The sequence below is a fragment of the Nonomuraea lactucae genome, assembly GCF_003313395.1.
Classification (GTDB): domain Bacteria; phylum Actinomycetota; class Actinomycetes; order Streptosporangiales; family Streptosporangiaceae; genus Nonomuraea; species Nonomuraea lactucae.
The window spans coordinates 1-1,314 of the sequence record NZ_QNFZ01000488.1 but is presented as its reverse complement, the minus strand read 5'-3'; the positions used below and the strand labels follow the sequence as shown (position 1 = coordinate 1,314).

Below are 1,314 nucleotides of genomic sequence, written 5' to 3'. Positions count from 1 at the left end.
CCGGCCGACGTGCCGGCCGACCTGCTGGCCGACCTGCTGGCCAACAAGGCCACGGGCTGCGTGGCGGGGGCGGCGGTCGGCGACGCGCTGGGCGGCGCGACCGAGGGGTGGACCCCCGAGCAGATCCAGGAGAGGTACGGCGGGCCGGTCGAGGGCGTCGTGCCGCCGTTCCACGAGGACTGGCGCAACGCCCGGCCCATCGCGCCGTACCACAAGGGCGACGGCCACATCACCGACGACACGCTCATGACGCACGCGCTCATCCGCGTGTACGAGAAGGTGCGGGGCCACCTCGACGCGTACGCGATGGCCGAGCACCTGGTGCCGGAGCTGATGGGTGAGCGGCGGTGGATCCCCGAGCTGGAGGCCGAGGCGCTGCCGCTGCAGCGGGTCTTCCTGGCGGAGAAGTGGATCGTGGCCAGGCTGCACTACGGGCACGTGGACCCGCGCGAGGCCGGGGTCGGCAACATCGTCAACTGCGGCGCGGCCATGTACGTCGCGCCGGTCGGCATCGTCAACGCGGCCGACCCCGACGCCGCGTACGCCGAGGCCGTCGACCTGGCGGGGGCGCACCAGTCGAGCTACGGCCGGGAGGCGGCGGGCGTGATGGCCGCCGCCGTCGCCGAGGCCATGCGGGCGGACGCGACCGTCGACTCCGTGGTGGCCACCTGCCTGCGCCTCGCCAAGGACGGCACGAGGGCCGCCATCGAGACGGTCTGCGAGGCCGCCCGGCGCATCGGCCACGGGGAGGGGGCGTTCGCGACGCTGCGCGCGGCCGTGCGGCCCTACGACACGGTCGCCGACGCCTACCGCGACCAGGGGCTCGGCGCCCGGCGGCCGAGCCGGCTGCACAGCATCGAGGAGCTGCCGCTGGCGCTGGCGTTCCTGGTGGTGGCCAAGGGCGGCTACCGCGACACGGTGCTGGGCGGGGTCAACTACGGGCGCGACGCCGACTCGATCGCCTCCATGGGCGGCGCCATCGCGGGAGCGCTCGGCGGGCTGTCCGCGGTGCCGCCGGAGTGGGTGACGCGGGTCGCGGACGCCAGCCGTACGGACCTGGTGGGGCCCGGCCGTGCCATCGCGGAGGTGGCGCGCCGCGTCCACGCCGACGACCTCCGGCGGCGGCGCGCCCACGAGTCTGCCTTCGCCGTCCTCACCGGGAACGGTCCCAGGTGATCCGGCTCACCTGGGTGCAGCCCGAGGACCTGGTGGGGCACGAGCTGCGGCAGGCCGCCGAGGACGGCAGGGACGCGCGCGAGATCGCCGGCAGGTGGCGGGCGGCCGGAGGTCACGACGCGCCGCCGCGCGCCGGGG

Annotated in this window: 1 protein-coding gene; it reads left to right on the top strand. The window is 76.2% G+C overall.

The annotated features are described in order from the left end of the window. The first annotated feature begins 9 nt into the window (after window positions 1–9). Entirely contained in the window at window positions 10–1,176 is a 1,167-nt protein-coding gene (locus DQW85_RS22890; protein ID WP_240197363.1) for an ADP-ribosylglycohydrolase family protein, read from the top strand. Window positions 1,177–1,314: the final 138 nt, after the last annotated feature.